Below are 24,841 nucleotides of genomic sequence, written 5' to 3'. Positions count from 1 at the left end.
GGGCAGCCGCCACCGGGGCAACCGGAGGCGGGGCAGCCGCAGCCGGGGCAGCCGGCGGGGCACCCAGGCCGGGAAGTGGTACCAGGCGAGCGCGACCACCCCGGCCAGCAGCACCACCAGCAGCGCCACCAGCGGCAGCGGCAGCACGTCGCCGAGCGCGGCGACGGCCTCCGTCCACCACCGGCTCACCGGTCGACCGCCGGCAGGCCGGCCGCGACGAGCCCGGCGGGGGTACGGGCGAGCTGGATGTCCAGGCCCTCGGTGCGCATCCGGGCGTCCAGGTGGATCACCGCGTCCAGGCAGGCCAGGGCGGGGTAGGCGACGCTGTTCACCGCGCCGAAGGCGAGCATGGTGGCGGCGACCCGCACCGCCGGGTCGGCCAGGTCGACCAGGTGCAGCGACTCGACGCCGAAGAAGAGGCCGAGGGCCAGCCCGACCCGCAGCACCCACCAGCCGAGGTAGCCGAGCAGCCGGACGGCGGCGGCCCGGCCGCGTACCGCGACGCGGAGCGCCCGGGGCACCGCCGACACGCCGGGCACCCGGTCCAGCACCACCGCCGCGGCGACCGAGCCGAGCAGCCCGTAGCCGACCAGCCAGGCCGGGCCGAGCAGCGCCGCGATCAGCATCAGCAGGCCCACCGCCGGGGCGAGCAGCAGGGTGACGCCCCAGCGGGCACCGGCCGGGCGGAGCAGTTCCGTCACCCCGGCCCGGCGACCGAGCAGCGCCGCGCCGGCCGCCCGCGCGGCCGGGTTGCCGAGCAGCAGGACGATCACCGCCTCGGCGGCGGCGCCCACCGCGAGCAGTTGCCACCACAGCGGGAACGCCCCGCTGTCGCTCCACCACACCGGGGGCAGCGCGTCGGCGAGCCGGCGCAGCGGGTACAGCAGCAGTTGTTCACCGGCGGCGAGCAGGACGCCCAGCGGGATCAGCACCCGGCCCTGGCTGCGCAGCAGCAGGACGGCCGAGTCGAGCAGTTCGCCGACGGTGAGCGGACGCCGGGGGAGCACGGCGGTCGGGCCGACGTCGGGCACGCGTACTCCTGCGGATGGTGGCTGGCGGGCGGCGACCTGCCCGGGGATCATGGTGACACGGCACGGCCGGCCGGGTGGATCCGCCGGGCGGCCCACGCGATGCGGTCATCGGGGGAGATATCGCGCGTGGGGCGTGCGGCGGTACCTCTCCCGGCAGTACCGTGCCATCCAGACGCCGATCCCACCAACTGAACGGGGATGGAAACATAAACCCCATGAGAGCCCGGGTACTGGTGGTCGACGACGACCCCGCGCTCGCCGAGATGCTCGGCATCGTCCTGCGCAGCGAGGGTTTCCTGCCCTCCTTCGTCGCCGACGGGGAACGGGCGCTGGCCGCGTTCCGGGACAGTCGCCCCGACATCGTGCTGCTCGACCTGATGCTGCCCGGAATGAGCGGTATCGACGTGGCGCGGGCGATCCGCGGCGAGTCGGGCGTGCCGATCGTCATGCTGACCGCAAAGAGCGACACCGTCGACGTGGTGCTCGGCCTGGAGTCCGGCGCCGACGACTACGTGGTCAAGCCGTTCAAGCCCAAGGAGTTGGTGGCCCGGATGCGGGCCCGGTTGCGCCGGGGCGAGGACGTCGCGCCGGAGATGCTGACCATCGGCCCGCCCGGCAACCAGATCACCATCGACGTGCCGGCGCACACCGTCAGCCGCGACGGCGAGGAGGTGAAGCTGACGCCGCTGGAGTTCGACCTGCTGGTCGCGCTCGCCCGCAAGCCGCGTCAGGTCTTCACCCGGGAGGTCCTGCTGGAGCAGGTCTGGGGCTACCGGCACGCGGCGGACACCCGGCTGGTCAACGTGCACGTGCAGCGGCTGCGCGCCAAGATCGAGCCGGACCCGGAGCGGCCGGAAATCATCCTGACCGTGCGGGGCGTGGGCTACAAGGCGGGTACCGGATAGCCTGGGCTGCACCGTGACCAGTGCACCCGACCCCACCCCCGAGCACACCGCCGGCTGGCGTCCCGCCGCGCGGGCGCTGCGGCGCGTGCTGGTGGGGCGCGCGCTGCGGGTGACCGCCGGCCTGCGCCAGACCTGGCGACGGTCGTTGCAGGTCCGGGTGGTGACCATCACCCTGGTGGTGTCCAGCCTGCTGGTCGGCGGCTTCGCGTACCTGATCGCTGACAAGATCACCAACATCCTGCTCGACAACGCAGAGACCGACGTGCTGCTGCGGCTGCGCAACGGCAGCGACTACTCGGCCAAGCAGTTCTTCCTCTACAGCCAGCCGCAGGAGGCGCAGCTCCAGGACACCATCGAGGGCACGGTCAACTACCTGGCCGGGGGCGACCCGCAGCAGACCAGCGGGGTGGTGGTCGCGATCACCGCCGACAACTACGCCGGCATCATCGAGACCCGCACCTCACCGGCGATGGACGTCCGCCCGCTGGTCAGCCGGGAGCTGCGGGCCGCCGTCGCCGACGGCAAGGTGGCCCACCAGATCCGCACCGGACGACTCACCGGCGAGCGGACGAAATACCTGGTCTACGGCTCCCCGGTGCCGACCCGCTTCGGCCAACTGGAGCTGTACTACCTCGTCCCGCTCAACCGCCAGGACGCCACCGCCGCCGACGCACGGGCCACCGTGCTGGCCACCGGGGTGGCCCTGGTGCTGCTGCTGGGCCTGCTCGCCGCCCTGGTCACCCGGCTGGTGGTGACCCCGGTCCGGGTCGCCGCGCGCACCGCCCAACGGCTCTCCGCCGGCCTGCTCGACCAGCGGATGGTGGTCGACGGCGAGGACGACCTCGCCCTGCTCGCCGCCTCGTTCAACCAGATGGCGACCAACCTGCAACGGCAGATCCTCCGCCTGGAGGAGATGTCCCGTCTGCAACGCCGGTTCACCTCCGACGTGTCGCACGAGCTGCGGACCCCGCTGACCACCGTCCGGATGGCCGCCGACCTGATCTTCGCCGAGCGCGACGAGTTCGATCCGGCGGTGGCGCGTAGCGCCGAGCTGCTCCAGGCGGAGCTGGACCGGTTCGAGGAACTGCTCACCGACCTGCTGGAGATCAGCCGTTTCGACGCCGGCTTCGCCATGCTCGACTCCGAGCCGACCGACCTGGTGCCGGTGGTGCACCGGGTCGCCGACCGCCTCGCCGGGCTGGCCGAACGGGTCGGCGTCACCATCGAGCTGGCCGTGCCGACCACGCCGGTGATCGCCGAGGTGGACCCGCGCCGGGTCGAGCGGGTGCTGCGCAACCTGGTCGGCAACGCGGTGGAGCACGGCGAGGCGAAGCCGGTGGTGATCACCCTCGGCGTCGACCGGACCGCCGTCGCGGTCACCGTCCGCGACCACGGTGTCGGGCTCAAGCCGGGCGAGGAGAAGCTGGTCTTCAACCGGTTCTGGCGGGCCGACCCGTCGCGGGCCCGGCAGACCGGCGGTACGGGGCTGGGCCTGTCGATCAGCCTGGAGGACGCCCGGCTGCACGGCGGCTGGCTGGAGGCGTGGGGCGCACCCGGGCAGGGGGCCCAGTTCCGGCTCACCCTGCCGGTCCGCTCCGGGGACCGGCTCACCACCTCACCGCTGCGGCTGGTGCCCGCCGACGCCACCCTGCCCTTCGGCGGCCCCCGCGACGGCGACCTGCTGGCCATAGGTCCGGCCGGCGGGGGTGTGCTGGCCATCGGCCCCGGGCCCGCCGGCACCGACGAGCGCGCCCAGGCCCGGTCGTGAGCCGGCTGCGGGCCCTGGCCGGGCTGCTCTGCGCCGGGCTGCTGGCCGCCGTCGCCGGCTGCGGCATCCCCGACCACACCGACGTGCAGGTCGACGGCTCCGGGCCGGCCGTGTCGGCGGGCGCGTCCAGCTTCGGTCGGGGCGAGCCCCCCACCCGGACGGCCAGCGGCGTCGACCGGGAGCTGTTCGTCCGCAACTTCCTGGCCGCCGCGGCCGGCGAGCCCGAGCGGGCGTACGCCCGGGTCAAGCAGTTCATCGCCCGGGAGGACCGCAACCGGCTCGCCGAGAAGCAGGGCAGCGAGGTCGCGATCAACGTGGTCCAGCTGACCGAGAAGCCGGTGATCACCGAGAACGCCAGTGGGCTGCTCACCGTACGGGTGCCGGTGCAGCAGGTGGGGGTGCTGCGGGCCAACGGGGTGCTCGGCCCGCCGGTGGTGACCGACACGGAATACCAGTTCTCGCTGCGCGGCTCCGCCGAACCGGGCCAGGAGGGCACCGCCGACGGCGGCTACTACGTCACCGATCCGCCCAGCGTGCTGCTGCTGGACACGCTGTCCCTGCGGCAGTACTACCAGACCCGTACGGTCTACTTCTGGAACTCCGACGCCACCCGGCTGGTCGCCGACCAGCGCTACCTGCCGCTCGCCGTGCCGTCCGAGCGGCTGGTCAGCGAGGCGGTCAAGTGGCTGATCGCCGGGCCGTCGGAGTGGCTGCGGCAGGGGGTGAGCGGCCTGCCGGACCGCACCGCCCTGATCAACAACGCGGTCAAGACCGACGGCCGGTGGGAGGTCAACCTCGACCTGCCCGGCGACGACCGGCGCAAGCTGGAGAAGCTCGGCATCCAGTTGGCCTGGTCGCTGTCCGACCTGGACGGGCCGCTCCAGCTCACCACCCGCAACCAGTCCCGGGTGACCATCGACGACCTCGCCGTGCACCGCCTCGCCAACCCGGTCTACCCGCTCACCGAGGGGCCGCAGCGGTTCACCGTCTACGCCGGGGCGATCCACCCGCTCGCCTTCGAGGCCGAGGCGATCGGCACCGTGCCGATCCGCACCGAGGACAACCACGACGTCGTCTCGGCCGCCGTGCGGCGGGCCGCCGAGGAGAAGACCCTCGCCGCCCTGGTCACCACCGCCCCGGGCGGCCGGCAGCGGCTGGTCACCGGCTCGGGGGTGGCCCCGGTGCAGGTGCTGACCCCGGGGGCGCAGACCTTCGCGGCGATCGGCCGGCCGGTCTGGCTGCGCCCGCTCGGCGCGGCCCAGCCGTACGGGCTGGTGGTGGCCGACGGGCGGCTCTACCGGTTCGACGACCGGGCCCGGATGGTGCCGGTGCCGGTGGGCGTGGCGGGTCCGGTCAGCGCGGTGGCCGCCTCGCTGGACGGGCACCGGATCGCGTTGATCGTCGGCGGTCGGCTCTGTCTCAGCGCGGCGAGCCTCGACGGCGGGGTGGTTTCGCTCGGGCCGGTACGGCAGGTCGCCACCACCCTGACCGATCTGTCGGCGGTGGACTGGGCGCAGGAGAACACCCTGGCCGTGGCCGGCTCCACCAACCGTTCCGCCGTGTACGAGGTGGGCGTGGACGGTGCGTTGCAGACCGCCCTGGTCACCGACGTGGGCGCCCGGGTGACCCATCTGTCGGTGTACCCGGCCAACCCGACGTACGTGCTGCCGACGGTGATGATGATGTACGAGGCCAACGGGGTCGCCTACCGCTACCGCTCGTCGTCGGCCGAGACGATCCGGAGCGAGCAGGTGCTGGACGTGCCGCCCCCGTCCGCCGGTGGCCGGGCCGGCAGTCCGACCGCGCCGTTCTTCCTGTTCTGAGCCGGCGGTGCGGGACGTGGGCGGGCTCTGGGCCGACCTGACCGATCTGGTCTTCCCGACCGGGTGTGCGGGGTGCGGCCGGCGGGACGGGCGCCTGCGTCAGGGCTGCTGCCCGCAGTGCGTACGCCGGCTCGCCGCGCTGCGCCCGGTGCCGGCGCGCCCCACCCCGGCCCCGCCCGACCTGCCCCCGTGCCACGCCCTCGGCCCGTACGCGGGGCCGCTGCGGGAGGCGCTGCTGGCGTACAAGGAACGGGGTCGGCACGGGCTGGCCCGGCCGTTGGGCGGGTTGCTGGCGGAGGTGGTGGCGGCCTCGGTGGGCGAGGCCCGGCCGGTGCTGCTGGTGCCGGTGCCGGACCGGGCGGCGGCGGCCCGGGAGCGCTACGGCGACCACCTGACCCGGTTGGCCCGGCACGCGGCGGCCCGGTTGCGGCGGGCCGGCTGGGACGTGCGGACGGCGGTGCCGGTGCGGGCGTTGCCCCGGCCGGATTCGGTGGAGCTGGACCGGGCGGGGCGGGCCGCGGCGGCGGAGTCGGCGTTCCGGCTGCGGGCCGGCTGGGCCGGGCGGGGTGCCGGTGGCCGGGCGGTGGTGGTGCTGGACGACATCCTGACCACCGGGGCGACCCTGGCGGCGGTGAGTCGGACTTTGCGCGCGGCGGGAATGACGCCATACGGAGCGGCCGTGCTGGGTGCAACGCAAAAACGGCGGCATTGGTGACGCTTCGTGTTTCTGTTTCACCCCATGGTGTTGGTTGCTGTTAATTCTCTGAGGGTTTCCCGCAACCGGGGGTGACTGTCAGCCGTACAGGAGTTAGCGTTTTCGTGTCGGGGGTAGGAAGGTTTCCCACCCGCCCCCGACGATGGAAGGAGGCGTAGCCGTACCTGACCGGTCGACGCTCCCAGGGGCCCTCCCGAGGTCGCGCGGCCGGATTCGAAGATCAGCCGACCATCCGGAAAAGGGAGGTCACGTGGACATCGTGGTCAAGGGTCGAAACGTCGAAGTGCCGGACCATTACCGGGTACACGTAGCCGAGAAACTCGCGAAAATCGAACGCTACGATCACAAGCTCATCCGGGTCGATGTGGAGCTGTTCCACGAACGCAATCCCCGGCAGTCCGACACCTGCCAGCGAGTGGAGATCACCTGCGTCTCCCGGGGCCCGGTGATCCGGGCCGAGGCCTGCACGAACGACTTCTACAGCGCGCTGGACGCCGCGATCGCCAAGCTGGACACCCGACTGCGCCGGGCGGCCGACCGCCGCCGCGTACACCGGGGTCGGCACGCGCCGATCTCCGTCGCCGCCGCCACCGCCGGTCTGCCGGTGGCCGGGCTGGACGATGCGGGCGTGTCCGCCGGTGGCACGGCCACCGCCGTCGAGGAGCGTCCGGAGGAGCACGACGACCAGCCCTGGCACATCGCGCGGGCCAAGGTGCACCCGGCCGACCCGATGACCGTCGACGACGCCCTGTTCCAGATGGAACTCGTCGGCCACGACTTCTACCTGTTCCACGACAAGGAGTCCGGCCGCCCCAGCGTCGTCTACCGTCGCCACGCCTACGACTACGGCATCATCTCCCTCGACACCTGACCCCCAACCCTTCTCTCCCACCCCCGCCCGGCCCGCCTGGCGGTGTCGATCAAGAGGTTCGCGTCAACTTTGGAGATCCAGTTGACGCGAACCTCTTGATCACCGTGGCGGGCGGGGGTGGAGGTCGGTGGGGAGGAGGGACCAGAGAACGGTGTCGGGGCGGGGGCCGCCGTGGGTCGGGGCGGGGAACCGGGCGCGCAGCACGCCCTCCCGGTGAAATCCCGCCCGCTCCAGCACCCGCTGCGAGGCGGTGTTCCAGGTGGCCGTGCCGGCCCAGAGGCGGGCCAGGCCCACCGGCCCGCACGCCCAGCCGGCCAGCAGCCGGACCGCCCGGGTGGCCAGCCCCCGCCCCCGTGCCTCGGGCAGCAGGCTGTAGCCGATCATCGCCTGGCCGGTGGCCGGCTCGTCGTGGATCAGAACGCAACCGCCGACCACCGTGCCGCTCGCCGCGTCGCACAGCGCGAAGTCGGCCGCCTGGCCGGTCAGCCACTCGCTCTCGGCGACGGCGCAGCGCCGCGCGATGTCCGCCCTCGTCGGGGCGACCGGACGGACCCGGGTCGCCACCACCTCGGGGCGGCTGTGCAGCCGGTACGACGTCCCCGCGTCGGCCGGGGCGAGCCGGCGCAACGTCACCACCGTGTCGGAGAGCCGGCCGTCGGGCAGGTCCGGCAGCGTACGCCGGGCCGGGCCGGGTGGGTCGCCGGCGAGGCGTACCCAGGCGAGCAGGTCGTACGGGCTGCCGTCGCGGTCCAGGCCGGCGGACCGGCGTACCCCCTCGGGGTGGAAGCCGGCGGCCACCGCGACCCGCTGGCTGGCCGGATTCTCGGCCTGGATGAGCAGCTCCAGCCGGATCAGCCCGGCCCGGAACGCGGCAGCCGCCAGGGCCCGGGTGGCGACGGTGGCGACACCCCGCCGCCGGGAACCGGGCGACACCCAGTAGCCCAGCTCCGCCTGCCCCCGCCCCGGCACCACCTGGCTGAGGCCGACGCCACCGACAAGCCGGTCGCTGGCCGCGTCGACGATCGCGTACGCGGCCCCGCCGGCCCGCCACACCGCCGGGGCGCCCTCCCCGATCCACCGGTGTGCGTCGGCGGGCGTGTAGGGCTGCGGCATCGTCGGGTTGAACCGGAGGTTCACCGGGTCGGCGCAGCCGGCGGCGAGGTCGTCGGCGTCGTCGGGCCGGTACGGTCGCAGCCGCACCGGGCCGGCCTCGACGACCTCAGGGGTCACGTCGGATCCTCGCCGGGCCCGATGGTCCGCGGCGTCACGTCAGGTCGTCGGCGAGCAGCGCGCCGACCCAGGCGTCGACGCGTTGACCCCGCTGCGGCACCCCGCCCCGCAGGGTGCCCTCGACGGTGAAGCCGGCCTTCTCGGCGGCCCGCCGGGAGGCGGTGTTGCCGACGTGGGCCTTCCACTCGACCCGGGCCAGGTGGAGGCCGGTGACGCCCCAGGCGGCGAGCGCGCCGAGCGCGGCCGGCATCCAGCCCCGGCCCCGGGCGTGCGGCGCGGTCATGAAGCCGACCTCGGCCAGCAGCGGGTCGACGGGGTTCAGCCGCAGGTCGACGGTGCCGGCGAAGGCGTCGTCCGGGTCGGCCAGCACGAAGCACGCGCTGCTGCCCCGCGCCCAGGCCAGCCCGCCGTAGGCCAGGTAGCCCTCGGCGTCGGTGCGCTGGTAGGGGTGCGGCACGCTGGTCCACCGGACGGTGTCCGGGTCCTGGCAGGTGGCGACCACCCCGTCCAGGTCCCGTTCCTCCATCGGCCGCAGCCGGAGTTCGACGGCACCGGCGGTGGCGAACAGGACGGGCTGCGGCCGGCCGAACACGGCGGCCCGCCGGGCGTCCAGGGTGCCCGGCCCGGCCGGCCCGTCCGCCCCGACGGCCGGCACCTCCCCGGGCAGCATCGAACCGATCCAGCCCTCGACCCGGCCGTCCCCGGCGGGTCGGGCGAGCCGCAGCTCACCGGAGATCTGGAAGCCGGCCCGCAGGGCGACCAGCCGGGAGAAGTGGTTGCCGACCTCCGCCTGCCAGATCAGCCGACGCAGCGGCGACGTGTCGAAGGCCCAGCGGGCGACCGCCCGGGTGGCCCGTACGGTGACCCCCCGGCCCCGGGCCCAGGGGGCGGTCCAGTAGCCGATCTCGCCGGTCTCGACGTCCCGGTCGATCGCGACCAGGCCGCAGGAACCGAGCAGCTCGCCGGTGGCGGCGTCGCAGACCGCGAACGGCGCCCCGCTGCCGTCGGCCCAGGCGCGGGCGCTCACCTCGGTGACGAAGCCGTGGGCGTGTTCAGGCCGGTACGGACGCGGTACGGTGGTCCAGCGCTGGATGTCCGGGTCCTGGCAAGCCCGGTGCACGTCGTCCGCGTCCGAGGCGAGCCACGGACGCAGCAGTAGGCCGTCCTCGATGATCTCCACAGGCTCCATCCGAGTCATCGTGCCGGATCGTTCGCGGTGGGCGTAACCGGATAACCGCCGGGCGGCGGGTTGAGCCGAGCGTTATGTCGGTTTGGTCGGGTCGGACCGCCGCCACCAGTGACCATCGCGCCGACTGAGCGCCTACGATGGTTCGAGACTGTCTAGGGGAGCGTTGATCCGTGTCGATTCTGGAAAAGGTCCTCCGCGCGGGCGAGGGCCGCATGGTGCGCCGGCTGAAGGCCATCGCCGCCGCCGTCAACTCGATCGAGGACGACTACGTCAACCTCACCGACGACGAGCTGCGGTCACTGACCGACCAGTACCGGGAGCGGCTCGCCGACGGTGAGACCCTCGACGACCTGCTGCCCGAGGCGTTCGCCACGGTGCGCGAGGCGGCCGCCCGGGTGCTCGGCCAGCGGCCGTACGACGTCCAGGTGATGGGTGGCGCGGCGCTGCACTTCGGCAACATCGCCGAGATGAAGACCGGTGAGGGCAAGACGCTGACCTCGGTCATGGCCGTCTACCTCAACGCGCTGTCCGGCAAGGGCGTGCACGTGGTCACGGTCAACGACTACCTGGCCCAGCGCGACGCCGCCTGGATGGGTCAGGTGCACGAGTTCCTCGGCCTGACCGTCGGCGTGGTGCTGCCCAACCGGCCGGCCGCCGAGCACCGCGCCGCGTACGAGTGCGACATCACCTACGGCACCAACAACGAGTTCGGCTTCGACTACCTGCGCGACAACATGGCCTGGTCCCGCGACGAGCTGGTCCAGCGCGGGCACAACTTCGCCGTGGTCGACGAGGTCGACTCGATCCTGATCGACGAGGCGCGCACCCCGCTGATCATCTCCGGCCCCGCCGAGCACTCCGCCCGCTGGTACGGCGAGTTCGCCGCCGTGGTGGGCCGGCTCCAGGCCGGCAAGGACGGCGAGGGCGACTACGAGGTCGACTACGCCAAGCGCACCATCGCGGTCACCGAGCGCGGCGTGGCCAAGGTGGAGGACCGGCTCGGCATCGACAACCTCTACGAGTCGGTGAACACCCCGCTGGTCGGCTACCTCAACAACGCGATCAAGGCCAAGGAGCTCTACAAGCGCGACAAGGACTACATCGTCAGCGACGGCGAGGTCCTGATCGTCGACGAGTTCACCGGCCGCATCCTGCACGGCCGCCGCTACAACGAGGGCATGCACCAGGCGATCGAGGCCAAGGAGGGGGTGGAGATCAAGCAGGAGAACCAGACCCTGGCCACCATCACCCTCCAGAACTACTTCCGCCTCTACGAGAAGCTCTCCGGCATGACCGGTACGGCCCAGACCGAGGCGGGCGAGTTCAACAAGGTCTACAAGGTCGGCGTGGTGACCATCCCGACGCACCGGCCGATGGTCCGCGAGGACCGCGCCGACGTCATCTACAAGACCGAGAAGGCCAAGTTCAACGCGGTCATCGAGGACATCGCCGAGCGGCACCAGGCCGGCCAGCCGGTGCTGGTCGGCACGGTCTCGGTGGAGAACTCCGAGATCCTGTCCACGCTGCTGCGCCGCCGGGGCATCCCGCACTCCGTGCTGAACGCGAAGTTCCACGCCCGTGAGGCCGAGATCGTCGCCCAGGCCGGCCGCAAGGGCGCGGTCACCGTCGCCACCAACATGGCCGGCCGGGGCACCGACATCCTGCTCGGCGGCAACGCCGAGTTCCTCGCCGCCAGCGAGCTGCGCCAGCGCGGCCTCGACCCGGCCGAGCAGGAGGAGGAGTACGCCAAGGCGATGGAGGAGGTCCTGCCCACCTGGAAGCAGGCGTGCGAGGCGGAGGCCGAGGAGGTCGCCGCCGCCGGTGGGCTCTACGTGCTCGGCACCGAGCGGCACGAGTCCCGCCGGATCGACAACCAGCTGCGCGGTCGGGCCGGCCGGCAGGGTGACCCGGGCGAGTCCCGGTTCTACCTCTCGCTCCAGGACGAGCTGATGAAGCGGTTCCGGGCCGGCGCGGTCGAGGCGGTGATGGAGCGGTTCAACATCCCCGAGGACGTGCCCATCGAGTCGAAGATGGTCACCCGGCAGATCAAGAACGCCCAGGCCCAGATCGAGGGCCAGAACGCCGAGATCCGCAAGAACGTCCTCAAGTACGACGAGGTGCTCAACAAGCAGCGCCAAGTGATCTACGCCGAGCGGCTGCGGGTGCTCAACGGCGAGGACCTCTCCGACCAGGTCCGCAACATGATCGACGACACCGTGGGCGCGTACGTGGTGGGTGCCACCAGCGACGGTTACGCCGAGGACTGGGATCTCGACCAGCTCTGGGCCAGCCTCAAGCAGCTCTACCCGGTGGGTGTCACCGTCGAGGAGCTGGAGGAGGAGGTCGGCTCCCGGGCCGGCCTCGACCAGGACTTCCTGCTCGCCCGCCTCCGGGAGGACGCGAACGCCGCGTACGACCGGCGGGAGGAGAGCCTCGGCGAGGAGGCCACCCGCCAGTTGGAGCGGATGGTGCTGCTCCAGGTCATCGACCGCAAGTGGCGTGAGCACCTCTACGAGATGGACTACCTCCAGGAGGGCATCAGCCTGCGGGCGTACGCCCAGCGCGACCCGGTCATCGAGTACCAGCGCGAGGGCTTCGACATGTTCGCCACCATGATGGAGGGCATCAAGGAGGAGACGGTCGGCTTCCTCTACAACCTGGAGGTGCAGGTCCAGGAGCCGGAGCCGGAGGCCGAGGAGGTCCAGCTGCTGGAGAAGCCGGTCGAGATCCGGGCCAAGGGCCTCAACCGGGCGCCGCAGCAGCAGGGGCTGCAATACTCCGCTCCCACGATCGACGGTGAGGCGGGCGCGGGTGCGGTGGCCGTGGAGCGGCCCGAGCCCGAGCCGTCCGCGCCGGCGCTCGGCATCGGGGGTGGGCAGCCGCAGGCTCCGTCGCAGGCCCGACCCGCCGCCGGCGGGTCGCGTCGGCCGGCTGCCGCCGGGGCGAGCGGTCAGGCCGCCGCGGCCAGCACCGCCCGGCGGAACACCGGCCCGGTCGACCGGGCGGCCGAGGGTGGCCCGTCCCGCAACGCCCCCTGCCCGTGCGGCTCCGGCCGCAAGTACAAGCGCTGCCACGGCGCCCCCAACGGCGGCGCCTGACCCATTCCGGCCTGATCCGGGGACGCCCTCCCGCTCTGTCGAGCGGGAGGGCGTCCCCGTTCCCGTTCCGCCTCCCGTCCCCGCCCGCCCTCGCCCGGTGATCAAGAGGTTTCCGCCAGTTCGATCTTCAAGAATGACGCAAACCTCTTGATCAACACGGCCGGGCGGCCCACCCGGGTGGGGGCGTCGGGTCGGGGCGGGTCAGATGACCTGGAGGGTGGTGCAGAGCCAGGTGCCGCGGTGGTGTTCGAGGCGCAGGGCCATCGCCCAGCTCCGGCCGCCGCCGGTGACCACGGCGGCCACCTCGACCGCCGCCGGGCGCGGCTGGCACACCCGCAGCCGGCGCAGGTGGACGGCGGGCCGGGTGGAGCGTCGGCGGACCGGCGGGGTGCGGGCGGCGGCGCGGGCGAGCTGCTCGGTCACCTCGACGGTGCGCCCCGGCTCGACCAGGGCCCGGATCTGGCCGGGTGGCCGGTAGCCGTTGAGGATCTCCAGGCAGGTGCCGACGAACCGGTGGGCGGCCCGGGTCGCCTCGGGGGTGGTGGTGGCGGGCGGCGGCAGGGGCGGGGCGGCCGGGTGCCCGGGTCGGGGCCGGGGATCGGGCCGACGGCCGGTCGGTCGGCCGACGGCGGACCGGCCCGTGCCGAACAGGTCGAGGGCGAGCTGTCCGGGTGGCCGGGGCCAGAGATCCGGCACCTCGTCGACGTAGGGCGGGTCGGCGACGGGGGCTGGGCGTAACCGGATCGGCGGCCGGGTCGGCCCCGGACGGCGGGAGTCGGCCATCGCTGCCCCCTCATTGTTTGCGTTTGCCTTCGTTTGCTTCCGACAGCGTCGATTGTCGGGCACGGCAACGCCCGGGGTCAATGGCTCAGCGGTATGGTCCGGTCACTCCGGGTCGCGGTCGGTGAGCGGGTTGCCGCGTACCCACTCGGCTGTCTCGGCGTACTTGAGCTGGATGTACTCCTCCAGCCGGGCCCGCTCCACCCGCCACTGTCCCCGTCCGCCGATCTTGATGGCGGGCAGCTCGCCGCTGCGTACCATGTGGTAGACCTGCGAGTCCGACACGTTCAGCTCGGCGGCCACGTCGGAGAGCAGGAGAAACCTCGGCTCCACGGAAACCCCTCGGCTTGGCGTCGTTCGGCCCAGTTTGCCACCGACAGCCTTTCCCGCCCAGCACCGCGCGTCCGACGGGTGCGGCGGCTTCCCCCGGGGCGGTGCGCGGTGTATGACGGTCTGGACGTACGGCATGATCGGCGTTCGGGGCGGCCACCCGCCGTCCCGGTGAGCGGAGACGACCAGGGGAGACGACGGTGGGCGACGAGCTGGTCCGGGTGTACGTACCGGCGACCGTGCCGATGCTGGCCCTGCTGCGGGAGCGGGGGCTGCCGGCCAGCGGCGGCCACGCGGTCACCCCCGGGCTGCGCGAGTGGTACGCCGAGGGCGACGAGGAGGAGTTGGAGTACGTCGCCTTCACCCGGGCCGCCCAGGACGCCCTGCAACTGCTCCGGGAGGACGCCGACGCGCCCCGCCGCCGGGTGGTGGTGTCGGTGGACCTGCCCGCCGGGGCCGTCGGCCGGGGTGACGGCGAACTGGGCTCCAGCGGGGTGGACCTCGACGGGCCGCTGCCGGCGTCGGCGGTGGCCGCGCTGCACGTGGACGGCACCGAGGCGGTCGGGGACGTGGCCGCCGCCGTGGACGTGGTGGTCGAGGCGCTCGCCGGTGACCCGGACGCCCAGTTCACGGTCGACGGTGTCGAGGACCACGAGCTGGAGTGGTACGACCCGTCCGAGTGGGAACTGCTGCTGCGTACCGCGTCCTGACCGGGCCGGGTCAGTCCCCGGCGGGGTGCTCCGGGTCGTCGTCGCGCGGGGCCGGGCCGAGGGTGCGGCCGAACAGGACGACGGTGGTCAACGCGCCCACGAAGAGCACCCAGATGCCGTTGTCGATCCGCGAGGTGCCCATGCTGGTCTGGGCCACCGCGTCCGCCTCGCTCAGCGCGCCCGCCAGATCCAGCAGGGTCCGCCCGCCGATCCGGATGATCACCTCGGTGAGCAGCAGGAGCAGGCCGGGCCCGGCCCCGGCGAGCAGGTAGGCGGGCCAGCGCGGGGCCGTGGCGTCGGGGGCGTGCCGGACGGCCCGGCGACGGGCCCAGGTGAGGTAGCCGAAGGCGAGCAGCCCGGCCACCAGCCCGCCGAGCAGCGACTCGGTGCGGGATACCCACTTCGCGGCGCCGACCAGCGACGCCTGGGAGTCGCCGGCGCCGAACAGGTCGAACAGCGGGTCCCGGGCCTGGCTGAACAGCACCACGAACAGCAGCGTGCCGAGGGCGGCGGTGACCACCGCGCCGACCGGGGCCGGGGTACGCGCCCCGGCGAGCGCCCCGCCGATGATGGCCGCCGCCGCGCTGGTGCCGGCGATGGTGTTGGTGGTGGCGTTGTCGGCGTACGTCAGGTTGATCGCCAGCGCGGTGCCCAGCCCGACCAGCATGCCGGCCCCAATCGCCGCGGCGAAGCGCAGCGCGGCCCGGTCGCCGAGCCGGCGGGCGGCCAGCTCGCTCGCGGCCAGCGCGACGGCCGCCCCGGCGACCAGGGCGGCGGAGATCACCCCGGGCAGGGCGAACGCGGACAGCGTGATCGCGGTGAGGCCGACCGCCGCCGAGTGGATCGCCTCCCGGGTGGACCAGAGCATCGCCGCCAGCCAGCCGAGGGCCAGCACCGCCAGCACGGGCGTGCCCGGGGCGTACCCGGTGCGCCCGGCCGGCTGCTCCGGCGACCGGTCGATGGACTCGGCCGTCGAGCTGCCGGGCTGGTTGCTCATCGTCTCCCCTTCGACACCGCGCCACCCCGGCACCGGGACGGGCCTCTCCCTCGCGAACTCGCGCGAACCAGCGTACGCGGACGGGCCGGACCGTCCCGGGCTGGGCGTGGAGGGCTCCCGGCCGGCCCGGGACGCGGTACACCCGGTGCCGTCGCCGGGGCGTGCCGGCGGCGGCAGACCGGGTCGGTCCTCCTGCCTTTCTTCGTCCGGATCGTGCTTTCGGTGGGGAATCGTCACCGGACTGGGGGTGTCCGCCTCGTGATCCACGGTATGGGGCGGGCGGGGCGTGAGCCCCGCGAGCCGGGCGTGGGAGAATCGCCGGAGGTCCCGCCGCCGCGAACAGCTTCCCCGCGCGGTGTCCGGCGTCCGGCCGTCCGGTCGGTGCCTGCGGGTCCGATTTCGCCGCCGCTGTCGAGATCGCCCAGGAGCCTGTGATGGACGCCGTGTTCTCCGTACCCGAGCCGCGCAACGAGCCGGTACGCACCTACGAGCCGGGCAGCGCCGACGCCGAGCGGCTCCAGCGGAGGCTGACCGAGCTGGCCGCCGACCGGATCGACCTGCCGATGACCATCGCCGGCGAGCAGCGGATGGCCGGCGGCGACCCGATCGACGTGGTCCAGCCGCACCGGCACGCGCACCTCCTCGGGGTCACCGGTCACGCCACCCACGACGACGCCCGCGCCGCCGTACGGGCCGCCAAGGACGCCGCGCCGATGTGGCGGGCGCTGCCGTTCGAGGAGCGGGCCGCGGTCTTCCTGCGCGCCGCCGAACTGCTGGCCGGCCCGTGGCGGGACACCCTCAACGCGGCCACCATGCTCGGCCAGTCCAAGACCGCCGTCCAGGCCGAGATCGACGCGGCCTGCGAGTTCATCGACTTCCTCCGGTTCAACGTGCACTTCGCCCGGGAGTTGCTGGCGGCCCAGCCGAACTCGTCGCCGGGGGTGTGGAACCGGTTCGACCACCGCCCGCTGGAGGGCTTCGTCTACGCGGTGACCCCGTTCAACTTCACCGCGATCGCCGGCAACCTGCCGTCCGCGCCGGCCCTGCTCGGCAACACCGTGGTCTGGAAGCCGGGCCCCACCCAGCAGTTCGCGGCGCACTTCACCATGCGGCTGTTCGAGGCGGCCGGCCTGCCCCCCGGCGTGATCAACATGGTCACCGGGCGGGGCGAGGAGGTCTCCGACGTGGTGCTCGCCGACCCGGACCTGGCCGGCATCCACTTCACCGGCTCCACCAAGGTCTTCCAGCAGCTGTGGCGCACGGTCGGCGAGAACATCGCCTCCTACCGGGGCTACCCCCGGCTGGTCGGCGAGACCGGCGGCAAGGACTTCGTCGTCGCGCACACCAGCGCCGACGTCGACGCCCTGCACACCGCGCTGATCCGGGGCGCCTACGAGTACCAGGGTCAGAAGTGCTCGGCGGCCTCGCGGGCGTACGTGCCCCGGTCGCTGTGGGAGGGCGGACTGCGCGACCGGCTGGCCGCCACCGCCGACGCGTTGACCTACGGCGACGTGACCGATTTCGGCAACTTCGGCGGCGCGGTGATCGACGCCCGCGCGTTCGACCGGCACACCGCCGCGCTGGAGCTGATCGCCGGGGACGACAGCTGCCGGGTGCTGGCCGGCGGCACCGCCGACGACTCGGTCGGGTGGTTCGTCCGACCGACCCTGTTCGAGTGCGCCGACCCGGCCCACGAGACGTTCACCACCGAGTACTTCGGGCCGATCCTCGGCGTGCACGTCTTCGACGACGCCCGGTTCGACGACGTGGTCGCCCAGGCCGAGTCGATCGCGCCGTACGCGCTGACCGGGTCGGTCTTCGCCACCGACCGCCGGGTGATCGACACGGTGGCCGAGCGGATGCGGTACGCGGCCGGCAACTTCTACGTCAACGACAAGCCGACCGGGGCGGTGGTCGGGCAGCAGCCGTTCGGCGGCGCGCGGGCCAGCGGCACCAACGACAAGGCCGGCTCGTGGCACAACCTGGTCCGCTGGATGTCGCCCCGGACCATCAAGGAGACGTTCGTGCCGCCGACCGACCACACGTACCCGCACATGGGCTGAACCGGCGACGGCCGGCGGTGGCGTGCGACGACGTCCCCGCCGGCCGGCCCCGCCCGACCCGGCGACGGGCCGGCACGCCTCCGGCGGTCGGGTCCGGGGCGGCGGTCGGGGTGGTCCTGGGAGCACTGTCGTCGGCCGACAGTGCACATTGGAAATCCTCCCGGGTGGCAAATCCGGAAATCCTGGACGCCGGGACGGCAAAGTGGCAGCTTAGACGGCATGGCGGATTCCGGAGTCAACCCCACCGCGGCGGCCCTGCTGGGTCTGTTGCACGAGGGGCCGATGACAGGTGGCCAACTGATGGCCGCCGCTGAGCGCCGACTGGCGCCGTACTGGTCGATGACACGCAGCCAGGTCTACCGTGAGTTGCCGGTGCTGGCTGAGCGTGGTTTCGTGCGGCTGGGCAAGCCCGGGCCGCGGATGAGTCAACCCTACGCGATAACCGCGGCCGGCAAGCGGACCTTCTCCCGCTGGCTGGCGGAGAATCCCGGTCGGGACACCATCCGCAACCCGATCGCCCTGCGCATCGCGTTCGGCAACCTGCACTCGGCCAGCCAGCTCAAGAACCTCTACACCTCGGCGAACGAGTACCACACCGAGGCCCTCGCCTACGTGCGCGAACAGGTCAAGACCGCCAAGAAGGAGGGCGACGAGTACGACGCCAGCGCGCTGGAGTTCGCCGTCGCCTACCACAAGGCCGCGCTGTCCTGGCTCAAGACCGCCCCGGTCGGCTGATCATCCGCCCTGGTAGGTGGTGTGATGTGAGCGGACCGCCGCACGCACAGTACGCTTGTCTGTCGTGACCGCTGCCGATTACGCCGAACAGCTCAAGGAACTCGACGCGACCCTGCGCAACATCGAGTCGGTGCTCGACCTCGACCGTCTGCGGGAGGAGAAGGCCCGGCTGGAGGAGCAGGCGTCCGCGCCGGATCTCTGGGACGACCAGGCCAAGGCACAGCAGGTGACCTCGCAGTTGTCGTACGTGAACGGCGAGATCAGCAAGCTGGGCAGCCTGCGGTCCGGGCTCGACGACGCCCGGGTGCTGCTGGAGTTGGCCGAGGACGAGGCCGACTCCGGGGCGCTGGGCGAGGTCGAGTCCGAGATCGCCACGCTGACCAAGGCCATCCAGGAGATGGAGGTCCGCACCCTGCTCTCCGGCGAGTACGACTCCCGGGAGGCGCTGGTCGCCATCCGGGCGGGCGCCGGCGGGGTGGACGCGGCCGACTTCGCCGAGATGCTGCTGCGGATGTACCTGCGTTGGGCCGAGCGGCACGGCTACCCGACGGAGGTCTACGAGACCTCGTACGCCGAGGAGGCCGGCCTCAAGTCCGCCACCTTCACCGTCAAGGTGCCGTACGCCTACGGCACGCTCAGCGTCGAGTCGGGCACCCACCGGCTGGTCCGGATCAGCCCGTTCGACAACCAGGGCCGCCGGCAGACCAGCTTCGCCGGGGTGGAGGTGCTGCCGGTCACCGAGCAGACCGACCACATCGACATCCCGGAGAACGAGGTCCGGGTGGACGTCTACCGGTCCTCCGGGCCGGGTGGGCAGAGCGTCAACACCACCGACTCGGCGGTGCGGCTCACCCACATCCCCACCGGCATCGTGGTGACCTGCCAGAACGAGAAGTCCCAGCTCCAGAACAAGGCCTCCGCGATGCGGGTGCTCCAGTCCCGGCTGCTGGAGCGCAAGCGGCAGGAGGAGGAGGCGAAGCTGGCCGGCCTGAAGACCGGCAGCACCAGCTCCTGGGGCGACCAGATGCGCTCGTACGTCCTGCATCCTTATCAGATGGTGAAGGATCTGCGAACCGAGCAGGAGACCGGCAATCCGTCCTCGGTCTTCGACGGTGAGCTGGACAGCTTCATCGAAGCCGGTATCCGCTGGCGCAAGCAGCAGCAGCTCGCCAACGACGCTGCGTGATCGATCGTGAACGGGGCGCGTCGTCGATCCCGGGTTGACCGGGCGAATCGATGACGCGCCCCGCATCGGCGGGGCGTGCCACTTGGCTCTGCGGTTACACCGCGTAGACTCACCACCCGTGATTCAGCTTGAGCAAGTGACGAAGACGTACCCGAAGGCGTCCCGGCCTTCGCTCGACAACGTGTCCGTCTCGATCGAGAAGGGCGAGTTCGTCTTCTTCATCGGGCCATCCGGCTCCGGCAAGTCCACGATCATCAAGATGCTGCTGCACGAGGTCGCCCCCAACAAGGGCCGGGTCATCGTCAACGGCAAGGACGTCACGTCGATGCGCTCCTGGAAGCGACCCCACTTCCGGCGGTCCATCGGCTGCGTCTTCCAGGACTTCCGGCTGCTGCCGAACCGCACCGCCTACGAGAACGTGGCGTTCGCCCTGGAGGTGATCGGCAAGACCAAGGCGGTGGCCCGCCGGGTCGTGCCCGAGGTGTTGGAGCTGGTCGGTCTCGGTGGCAAGGAGCACCGGTACCCGCACGAGCTCTCCGGTGGCGAGCAGCAGCGGGTCGCGGTGGCGCGGGCGTTCGTGAACCGTCCGCTGATCCTGCTGGCGGACGAGCCGACCGGAAACCTGGACCCGGACACCTCGATCGAGATCATGCGCCTGCTGGACCGGATCAACCGCACCGGCACGACCGTCGTGATGGTCACACACGACTCCAACATCGTGAACCAGATGCGCCGTCGCGTCGTCGAGATCGAAAGCGGCCGCATCGTGCGCGACCAGGCCCGCGGCGTCTACGGGTGAGCCGGCGCTCCACCCCTGCCGTACGACCTGACGACGAACACCTCACGCCGGAGAGCCGGAGGAACACCCGATGCGGATGAAGTACGTCCTGTCCGAGGTACTGGTCGGACTGTGGCGCAACGTCACCATGACCGTCGCGATGATCATCACGATGGCGGTCTCGCTGACCATGCTCGGCGCCAGTGGCCTGATGTACAAGCAGGTCGGCGACATGAAGGACCTCTACTACAAGAACGTCGAAGTCTCGATCTTCCTGAAGACCGACGTCACCGAGCAGCAGCGCACCGACCTCGACGCCAAGCTGAAGAGCGACCCCCTGGTCAAGGAGGTCCTCTACGTCAACAAGGACGAGGCGTACAAGACCTTCAAGGAGATGTACCAGGACGCGCCCGACCTGGTGAACGCCGTGAAGCCGGACCTGCTCCCCGAGTCGTTCCGGCTGAAGCTGGTCAACCCGGAGCAGTACAAGAACATCTACGACCAGTACCAGGGCACCGAGGGCGTCGACGTGATCGTCGACCAGAGCCGGCTGCTGGACAAGATCTTCAACGTGCTCACCGCGATCCAGAACATCGCGCTGGCCGCCGCCGTGGTGATGGCGATCGCCGCGCTGCTGCTCGTCGCGAACACCATCCAGGTGGCCGCGTACAGCAAGCGGCGTGAGGTCGCGGTCATGAAGCTGGTCGGCGCGTCGAACTGGTTCATCCAGGCGCCGTTCGTGCTGGAGGCGGTGGTCGCCGGCCTGATCGGCTCGGTGCTGGGCCTGATCGCGCTGATCGGGGCGAAGCAACTGCTGTTCAGCGGCTCGTTGAAGGCGCTGGAGGGGCTGCTCTCGCCCGTCCAGTGGTCGGACATCTTCCTGATGTTCCCGCTGATGGCCGGCGTCGGTGGCCTGATCAGCGCCGCCACCGCCTGGGTCACGCTCCGCTTCTACCTGCGGGTCTAGTCACGCTTCCACCTGCGGGTCTGTTCACCGCAGGGCTCTCCGTGGGGACCCTCCCGGGCCGGGAAGAAACGGCGCGGGAGGGTCCTTGTCGTTCGGGTAGCATGATCCCCGCTCACCGGCCGGGTGGTCGGTGCGCGTAGTGGAAGGGGGGTGGCGCCGGATGCCACGGGAAAAGGGTCGCAAGGTGGTCGCCTCCAATCGGAAGGCCCGCCACGACTACGCCATCCTCGACACGTACGAGGCGGGCATGGCGTTGACCGGCACCGAGGTCAAGTCGCTGCGCGCCGGCCGGGCCTCGCTGGTCGACGCGTTCGCCCAGGAACGTGACGGCGAGCTGTTCCTGCACGGCATGCACATCCCGGAGTACACCCAGGGCACCTGGACCAACCACGAGCCCCGGCGTACCCGCAAGCTGCTGCTCAAGCGGCTGGAGATCGACAAGTTGATCGGCAAGACCCGCGAGGGTGGCCTGACCATGGTCCCGTTGCAGGTCTACTTCTCCGACGGCTGGGCCAAGGTGGAGATCGCCCTGGCCAAGGGCAAGAAGTCGTACGACAAGCGGCAGGACCTCGCCAAGCGGGACGCCGACCGGGAGATCGCCCGGGTGTCGGGTCGGCGCGGCAAGGGGATGGACGACTGATTCATCCCGTTTGTCCAGGTCGGCGCGCCGGCCCGGGGCTCGGGATGAAACCCGTTGCGGCAGGCGTTAGTCTGGTCAGTGCCGCCACAACCGGCGGCCCGTCGAGGGGGTGACTGGTTTCGACTTCGTACGCAGCGACAGGGGAAGCGAGCCGAGGAAGCCGACGTCGTCTCGAGAATCGGTCGTCGGAAACCAATAAGCGCCAAGAACAATCGCGCTGACTTCGCTCTCGCCGCCTGAGGCGAGTAGCAAGTCTGTCGGCCTGGGAGCGCCTTCGACCCAGTTAGCCGGCATCAGCTAGAAGGCTGGCCAATCGGACCCGGTCGCGGGGTCCGTGCGGCGAGATCAATCAGCGACTGGGCCCGTCACACCAACTTGCTCGCGTGAGCGGTGGGGCCGAGTAGAGGCATAGCGAGCTGCGCTCGGAGAAGCCCTGACAAACCGGCGAAGGACCCGGGTTCGATTCCCGGCACCTCCACCACCTCGATATGCGCCCCGGTCCCCAAGGACCGGGGCGCATCACTGTTCCCCCTCCCGGCCGTCCCGCCTCCCCTGGTCCACCCCCGGCCTGGCCTCGTCCGCCCCGCTGTTCCGCTCCGCCTTGATCCGCCCCGCCCCGCCTCGCCCCGCCTCGCTTCGCTTCGCCCCGCGCGTCGCTTCGCCCCGCCTCGCCCCGCGTCGCTTCGCCCCGCCTCGCCCCGCGTCGCTTCGCCCCGCCTCGCCCCGCGTCGCTTCGCCCCGCCTCGCCTCGTTGATCAAGAGGTTTGCGTCAAGGTTGGAGATCAACTTGACGCAAACCTCTTGATCAACGGGGCCGGGCCCGGGCGCATGGTCCTGATCAACGGGGCGGGTCCGGGTGGGACGGGCGGGGCCAGTTGCTGGGAGGGAGGGAACCGGGAGGGGGCGGGTGGGCGTCTCAGGGGGATGCGGCGAATCGTAGGGCTGGCATGGGGGTTGGGGCTCCTGGTGGCGGTGGGTGGGTGTGCGGCAGCCGGGTCTGTGCCCGGTGGGGCGGGGGACGGTGGGGCGGTCGGGGGTGATCCGGGGCGGCAGCGGGAGGCGTTCGACGAGCGCGCCGCCGAGGTCGCCGGGGCGTGGCGGCCCGGCCCCGAGTGGTCGAGCGGGTACCTGCCGTTGCAGGACGCCACGGTGCTCACCGGCCAACCCGGCTTCGACGCCGGCACCGAGGCGGCCTTCCGCGCCGGCTGGTACCGGGACCAGATCGCGCTGCCGACCGACGTACCCGCCGACGGGGCGATCCGGTTCCCCGACGGCGCCCTGACCGTTCCCCTGATCAGCGCCGCCGAGGCGTACCGGCAGCTCGACCAGGGGGACCCGCCGCCGTGCGAGGGGCGACCCCGGGGACCACGGACCCCCGAACCCACCGTCGGCGCCCGGCCGGACGATCCCGTCTCCACCCAGGCGGCCTGCATCCCGCTCACGGTCACCGGGGCCACCCTGGGCACCGCCGAGGTGCGTACCAGCCGGGGGGTCGCCGCCGTACCCGCCTGGATCTTCACCGTGGCGGAGCTGACCAGCCCGGTGGCCCGCCTGGCGGTGGCGCCCCGGGCGGTCACCGCCGCCCCGGGGCCCGCCACCCCGAACCGGCCCCTGCCGGCCGGGGTGGCCGGTGCCGACCAGCTCCGACGGGTCGACGGCGCCCGGCTGACGTACACGGTCGGCATGGGTGCCTGCGACAGCGGGCCCACCGCCCTGGTGCGGGAGAGCGGCGACGTGGTGGTGGTCGGCGGCGGGGTGGCCCGGGGCGCCGGGGAGTGCATCGACCTGGCGGTGCTCAAGCCGGTCACCGTGACGTTGGCGGCCCCGCTCGGCAAACGCCCGGTGCTCGACGTCGCCACCGGCCGGGTGCTCACCCTCACCACCCACTGACACGCCCGACCGTCCTCGCATCCGGACTCCCCGTTCGGACGTCTCCCGCCCGTGTTGATCAAGAAGTTCGCGTCACATCGCCCGCTCAGGATGACGTAAACCTCTTGATCAACGCGGGTGAGCGGGGCGGGGGCGGAGGGTGGCGGGGGATCAGAGGAGGGTGGGGATGGTGGTGCTGATCGGGGTGGGGAGCACGGTGGGGACGTCGGCGCGTAGTGCCTCGGTGAGCGCGTCGGCCAGGTCGGGCAGCGCGTCGACGACCCGGGTGGCGCAGCCGTAGCCCCGGGCGATGGCGGTGAGGTCCAGGCCCGGCAGGTCCAGGCCGGGCACCCCCGGGGTGGACTTCAGCTCGGCGAACGCCTTGAGGATGGCGTACTGCTGGTTCACCGGGACCAGGACGACCACCGGCAGCCGCAGCCGCGCGGCGGTCCACAATGCCTGTACGGAGTAGTGGAAGGAGCCGTCCCCGATCACCGCGACCACCGGCCGGCCCCGCCCGGTGTCCCGCTCGGCGAGGGCGATGCCCACGGCGGCGGGCAGCCCGTAGCCGAGCCCGCCGCTGGCCATGGTGAAGTACGACGCCGGGCGGGTCACCGGGAGCCGACGCCGCAGCGCCGCGAGGTTGGACGGTGACTCCTGCACCAGCACCCCGTCGGCGGGCCAGCAGGCGGCCAGCGCGGCGAAGAGCGCGTCCGCGTCGGGCGGGTCGCCGGTGCCGGGCGGTTCCGGCGTCGGGCGGGGCGGCGGCGTCGGCCGGTCGGCCGCCGGCAGCAGGTCCAGCAGCGCGGCCAGGGTCAGCCCGGCGTCACCGAGCAGGCTGTCGCCCACCGGGGCCCGCGCCGCCTCGTCCGCGTCGTCGGTGACGTGCAGCAGCCGGGCCCCGGGCGGCAGGTGGTCGCCGGGCACGTGCGGGTAGTAGCGGAACACCGGCGCGCCGACCACCAGCACCACGTCGTGCCCGGTGAGCTTCTCGGCCAGCGGGGCGATCGCGTACGGCAGCACCCCCCGGTAGTGCGGGTGGTGCTCCGGGAAGGCGGCCCGCTCCGGCGCCGGCGCGGACCAGACCGGCGCGGCGAGCCGCTCGGCCACCGCCGCCGCCACCGGCATAGACGGTGCCGGGGTGACTGTTACGGTC

General features: G+C 72.5%; 21 protein-coding genes, 1 other RNA gene and 1 pseudogene. 15 read left to right on the top strand and 8 right to left on the bottom strand.

The features are described from left to right. Together H1A17_RS26930 and H1A17_RS26925 are read right to left on the bottom strand one after the other, a co-directional pair. Positions 1–189 (bottom strand): annotated as a pseudogene (locus H1A17_RS26930) (DUF4129 domain-containing protein); the annotation flags it as partial. Then, complete coding sequence (locus H1A17_RS26925; protein WP_194823181.1) at positions 186–1,031, bottom strand: hypothetical protein; 846 nt, start codon at positions 1,029–1,031, stop codon at positions 186–188. The gene H1A17_RS26925 and the pseudogene H1A17_RS26930, both read right to left, overlap by 4 nt. Positions 1,032–1,246: 215 nt before the next feature. Here H1A17_RS26925 and mtrA point away from each other — a divergent pair, with 215 nt between their 5' ends. The 5 genes from mtrA (at position 1,247) to hpf (ending at position 7,113) form a co-directional block, all read left to right on the top strand. Then, a complete protein-coding gene (gene mtrA, locus H1A17_RS26920; protein ID WP_067306208.1) occupies positions 1,247–1,936 on the top strand; it encodes an MtrAB system response regulator MtrA in 690 nt (229 codons plus the stop codon). Positions 1,937–2,012: 76 nt separating this feature from the next. After that, positions 2,013–3,704 carry an MtrAB system histidine kinase MtrB gene (mtrB, locus tag H1A17_RS26915; RefSeq protein WP_370517065.1) on the top strand — a complete coding sequence of 564 codons (1,692 nt, stop codon included), beginning with the start codon at positions 2,013–2,015 and terminating at the stop codon, positions 3,702–3,704. Beyond that, positions 3,701–5,527, top strand: coding sequence for an LpqB family beta-propeller domain-containing protein (locus H1A17_RS26910; RefSeq protein ID WP_145918026.1), 1,827 nt, complete (start codon positions 3,701–3,703; stop codon positions 5,525–5,527). The genes mtrB and H1A17_RS26910 overlap by 4 nt, the downstream gene beginning before the upstream one ends. Positions 5,528–5,534: 7 nt before the next feature. Beyond that, entirely contained in the window at positions 5,535–6,242 is a 708-nt protein-coding gene (locus tag H1A17_RS26905) for a ComF family protein (RefSeq protein WP_145918027.1), read from the top strand. 250 nt (positions 6,243–6,492) lie between these two features. Further along, on the top strand, positions 6,493–7,113 hold the full coding sequence (gene hpf / locus H1A17_RS26900; RefSeq protein WP_145918028.1) for a ribosome hibernation-promoting factor, HPF/YfiA family: 621 nt from the start codon (positions 6,493–6,495) through the stop codon (positions 7,111–7,113). Between the two features lie 99 nt (positions 7,114–7,212). Here hpf and H1A17_RS26895 read toward each other — a convergent pair whose 3' ends face one another. Beyond that, complete coding sequence (locus H1A17_RS26895) at positions 7,213–8,343, bottom strand: GNAT family N-acetyltransferase (RefSeq protein ID WP_194823180.1); 1,131 nt, start codon at positions 8,341–8,343, stop codon at positions 7,213–7,215. 34 nt (positions 8,344–8,377) lie between these two features. Then, positions 8,378–9,532, bottom strand: coding sequence for a GNAT family N-acetyltransferase (locus tag H1A17_RS35345; protein ID WP_145918030.1), 1,155 nt, complete (start codon positions 9,530–9,532; stop codon positions 8,378–8,380). A 170-nt stretch (positions 9,533–9,702) separates the two neighbouring features. Here H1A17_RS35345 and secA point away from each other — a divergent pair, with 170 nt between their 5' ends. Beyond that, a complete protein-coding gene (gene secA / locus H1A17_RS26885) occupies positions 9,703–12,630 on the top strand; it encodes a preprotein translocase subunit SecA (protein WP_145918031.1) in 2,928 nt (975 codons plus the stop codon). Between the two features lie 201 nt (positions 12,631–12,831). Here secA and H1A17_RS26880 read toward each other — a convergent pair whose 3' ends face one another. Continuing rightward, on the bottom strand, positions 12,832–13,413 hold the full coding sequence (locus tag H1A17_RS26880) for an Rv3235 family protein (RefSeq protein ID WP_194823179.1): 582 nt from the start codon (positions 13,411–13,413) through the stop codon (positions 12,832–12,834). 102 nt (positions 13,414–13,515) lie between these two features. Further along, positions 13,516–13,743 carry a helix-turn-helix domain-containing protein gene (locus tag H1A17_RS26875; RefSeq protein ID WP_067306191.1) on the bottom strand — a complete coding sequence of 76 codons (228 nt, stop codon included), beginning with the start codon at positions 13,741–13,743 and terminating at the stop codon, positions 13,516–13,518. 197 nt (positions 13,744–13,940) lie between these two features. On the opposite strand from H1A17_RS26875, the gene H1A17_RS26870 reads away from it, so the two are divergent. Further along, positions 13,941–14,450: a DUF6912 family protein gene (locus H1A17_RS26870; RefSeq protein ID WP_145918033.1), complete on the top strand. Its 510-nt coding sequence runs from the start codon at positions 13,941–13,943 to the stop codon at positions 14,448–14,450. A gap of 10 nt (positions 14,451–14,460) precedes the next feature. On the opposite strand, the gene H1A17_RS26865 is transcribed toward H1A17_RS26870, so the two are convergent. Further along, positions 14,461–15,447, bottom strand: coding sequence for a hypothetical protein (locus H1A17_RS26865; protein WP_145918034.1), 987 nt, complete (start codon positions 15,445–15,447; stop codon positions 14,461–14,463). A gap of 434 nt (positions 15,448–15,881) precedes the next feature. Between H1A17_RS26865 and pruA the strand changes: the two genes are divergently transcribed. The 8 genes from pruA (at position 15,882) to H1A17_RS26825 (ending at position 23,706) form a co-directional block, all read left to right on the top strand. Next, positions 15,882–17,510, top strand: coding sequence for an L-glutamate gamma-semialdehyde dehydrogenase (gene pruA, locus H1A17_RS26860; RefSeq protein ID WP_194823178.1), 1,629 nt, complete (start codon positions 15,882–15,884; stop codon positions 17,508–17,510). 219 nt (positions 17,511–17,729) lie between these two features. Beyond that, positions 17,730–18,245: a PadR family transcriptional regulator gene (locus H1A17_RS26855; protein ID WP_145918036.1), complete on the top strand. Its 516-nt coding sequence runs from the start codon at positions 17,730–17,732 to the stop codon at positions 18,243–18,245. Positions 18,246–18,309: 64 nt separating this feature from the next. Then, positions 18,310–19,431, top strand: a complete 1,122-nt coding sequence (prfB, locus tag H1A17_RS26850) for a peptide chain release factor 2 (protein WP_088642976.1) — start codon at positions 18,310–18,312, stop codon at positions 19,429–19,431. 118 nt (positions 19,432–19,549) lie between these two features. Next, complete coding sequence (gene ftsE, locus H1A17_RS26845; protein ID WP_088642977.1) at positions 19,550–20,230, top strand: cell division ATP-binding protein FtsE; 681 nt, start codon at positions 19,550–19,552, stop codon at positions 20,228–20,230. 70 nt (positions 20,231–20,300) lie between these two features. Further along, positions 20,301–21,176 carry a permease-like cell division protein FtsX gene (ftsX, locus tag H1A17_RS26840; RefSeq protein ID WP_088642978.1) on the top strand — a complete coding sequence of 292 codons (876 nt, stop codon included), beginning with the start codon at positions 20,301–20,303 and terminating at the stop codon, positions 21,174–21,176. Between the two features lie 160 nt (positions 21,177–21,336). Next, on the top strand, positions 21,337–21,816 hold the full coding sequence (gene smpB, locus H1A17_RS26835; RefSeq protein ID WP_067306250.1) for an SsrA-binding protein SmpB: 480 nt from the start codon (positions 21,337–21,339) through the stop codon (positions 21,814–21,816). 105 nt (positions 21,817–21,921) lie between these two features. Further along, positions 21,922–22,297: a transfer-messenger RNA gene (gene ssrA / locus H1A17_RS26830) on the top strand. Positions 22,298–22,740: 443 nt separating this feature from the next. Then, positions 22,741–23,706 carry a hypothetical protein gene (locus H1A17_RS26825; protein ID WP_194823177.1) on the top strand — a complete coding sequence of 322 codons (966 nt, stop codon included), beginning with the start codon at positions 22,741–22,743 and terminating at the stop codon, positions 23,704–23,706. 150 nt (positions 23,707–23,856) lie between these two features. Here H1A17_RS26825 and H1A17_RS26820 read toward each other — a convergent pair. Then, a partial coding sequence (locus tag H1A17_RS26820; RefSeq protein WP_228544298.1) for a thiamine pyrophosphate-dependent enzyme occupies positions 23,857–24,841 on the bottom strand: 985 nt, incomplete at its 5' end.

The sequence above is a fragment of the Micromonospora sp. S-DT3-3-22 genome, from assembly GCF_015354745.1.
Classification (GTDB): Bacteria; Actinomycetota; Actinomycetes; order Mycobacteriales; family Micromonosporaceae; genus Micromonospora; species Micromonospora wenchangensis.
Note: the sequence above shows the minus strand (reverse complement) of the source record. Positions and strands in the feature narration are given on the sequence as shown.